Source organism: Terrabacter terrae (assembly GCF_039529575.1).
GTDB classification, from domain to species: domain Bacteria; phylum Actinomycetota; class Actinomycetes; order Actinomycetales; family Dermatophilaceae; genus Terrabacter; species Terrabacter terrae.
Map to the genome: position 1 here is coordinate 791 of NZ_BAAANB010000004.1, position 2,419 is coordinate 3,209.

The 2,419-nt window shown below is 74.5% G+C and carries 2 protein-coding genes and 1 pseudogene; all 3 read left to right on the plus strand.

Features of this window, described 5'->3' with window-relative positions; genetic code table 11:
• Positions 1-189, plus strand: a pseudogene (locus tag ABD194_RS07620) (MerR family transcriptional regulator); the annotation flags it as partial.
• 46 nt (positions 190-235) lie between these two features.
• Positions 236-2,089 (plus strand): SulP family inorganic anion transporter, encoded by a 1,854-nt coding sequence (locus tag ABD194_RS07625; RefSeq protein ID WP_343989673.1) that lies wholly within the window; start codon positions 236-238, stop codon positions 2,087-2,089.
• 10 nt (positions 2,090-2,099) lie between these two features.
• A partial coding sequence (locus tag ABD194_RS07630) for an MOSC domain-containing protein (RefSeq protein WP_343989739.1) occupies positions 2,100-2,419 on the plus strand: 320 nt, incomplete at its 3' end.

The window sequence follows — 2,419 nt, forward strand, 5'->3', positions numbered from 1 at the left end:
GTGCCGCGCGACATCGACATCACCGCCGCGCAGGACATCGTCGACACCGTCGCCCGCACCCACCCTGAGGTCGTCATCGGCCTCGGCGGCAGCCAGCAGAACGAGATCGCCGGCCGCTGCGTGCACCTCGGGCACTCCATCACCGTCGCGGTCGGCGAGATGACCCGCCGCCTGCGCATCCCCGCCTGACCGCGAAACCGACCTGACGGCATACGCCGTCGCGTACCTTCGTCGCGTGACCGCGGGGCTCGGCGGGCGGGCGACGTGGGGGCGACTGCTCCCGGGCGTGGTCGTGCTGCGCCACTACGACCGCCGGTGGCTGCGGGGCGACGTGCTCGGCGGCATCACCGTGGCCGCCTACCTGGTGCCGCAGGTGCTCGCCTACGCCGAGGTCGCCGGACTGCCGGCGATCACCGGGCTGTGGGCGGTCGGGCCGGGCCTGCTCGTCTACGCGCTGCTGGGCTCGTCCCGGCAGCTGTCCGTGGGCCCGGAGTCGACGACCGCCCTGATGACGGCCGCCGGCGTCGGCGCCCTCGTGACCGCGGCCGGTGGCGTCGCGATGCGTCAGGAGGTGGCCGCCCTGCTGGCCATCGCCGTCGGGCTCATGTGCCTCGTCGGTTTCGTCGCGCGCCTCGGCTTCCTCGCGGAGCTGCTCTCGAAGCCGGTGCTCGTCGGCTACCTCGCCGGCGTCGCCGTTCTCATGGTCGTCAGTCAGCTGGGGAAGGTCACCGGCGTCCCCGTGGAGGGCGGCTCCTTCGCGCAGGACGTGGGCTCTGCCGTGGCCCACCTCGGCGACGTCCACCTCCCGACGCTGGCGCTGTCGCTCGCGGTGCTGACCGCCCTCGTGGCCTTCCAGCGCCTCGCCCCGACCTGGCCGGGCCCGCTGATCGCGATGCTCGGGGCGACCGCCGTCGTCTGGGCCTTCGGCCTGGTCGACCAGGCGGGTGTCGCGGTCGTCGGACCCGTGCCGCAGGGACTGCCGTCGCTGCAGGTGCCGCACCCGTCCGGCGTCGACCTCCGGTCCCTGCTGCCCGCCGCCCTCGGGGTCGCGGTGGTCGCCTACTCCGACAACGTCCTCACGGGGCGCGCCTTCAGTGGGCGACGGGGCGCGGGCACCGGCGCCACCGACGGCAGCGCCGGCAGCGCCGAGAACACCGGCGACGGCGGCATCGACAGCAACCAGGAGTTCCTCGCGCTCGGCGGGGCCAACGTCGCCGCAGGACTGCTGCAGGGGTTCCCGATCAGCTCGAGCGGCAGCCGCACCGTCATCGCCGACAACATGGGCGCCCGCACGCAGCTGCACTCGCTCGTGTCGCTCGTCCTCGTCGTCGCCACGATGCTGTGGCTCGGCCCGGTGATCGCGGCGTTCCCGACGGCCGCGCTCGGCGCCGTCGTCGTCTTCGCCGCGGCTCGGCTCGTGGAGGTCGGCGAGCTCCGGCGCATCGCCGCGTTCCGGCGGAGCGAGCTCGTGCTGGCGCTCGCGACCACCGTGGCGGTGCTGGGGCTGGGAGTGCTGCCGGGCATCGGCGTGGCGGTCGGGCTCTCGCTGCTCGACCTGCTCCGGCGGATCGTGCACCCGCACGACGGCGTCCTCGGCTACGTGCCCGGCGTGGCCGGGATGCACGACATCGACGACCACCCCGACGCCGTCCAGGTGCCCGGGCTGGTCGTCTACCGCTACGACTCCCCGCTCTTCTTCGCCAACTCCGACGACTTCGTCAAGCGTGCCCTGCAGGTCGCCGACGAGGCGTCGCGGCGAGGGCGCGTCGAGTGGTTCCTGCTCAACGCCGAGGCCAACACCGAGGTCGACCTCACGGCTGCGGACGCCCTCGAGACCGTGCGCTCGACGCTGGCGGAGCGATCTGTCCGCTTCGCGATGGCGCGGGTCAAGGAGGACCTGCGCCGCTCCCTGCAGGCCAGCGGGTTCGTCGGGAAGGTCGGCCCCGACATGGTCTTCCCGACCCTGCCGACCGCCGTGGCGGCGTATGCCGCGTGGTACCGGCGCGAGCACGGCTCGCCGCCGCCCGGGCTGCGGATCCCGCCCGTACCCACCCAGCCCGAGCCCCAGCCACCGGACCGGGACGCCTAGTCTCGGCGGCATGAGCCTCACGGTGGTCGCCATCCACGTCGCCAGGGGCCGACGGCTGCCGACGCGCTCGGTCGCGAGCGTCGAGGCCGAGGCCGGCGCCGGCCTGGTGGGGGACCGCTACCACGGCAGCCGGCACCGCCACGTCACCATCCAGTCGCTGCCCGACCTCGAGGCCGCCGCCGCGGACCTCGGGCGGCCGGTCGACCCTGGCCTGACCCGGCGCAACCTCACCGTCTCCGGTGGCCCGATCCCGACGAAACCGGGAACCCGCATCCGCGTCGGTGACGTCGAGCTGGAGGTCGTCCGCGTGGCGGCGCCCTGCCGGCTCCT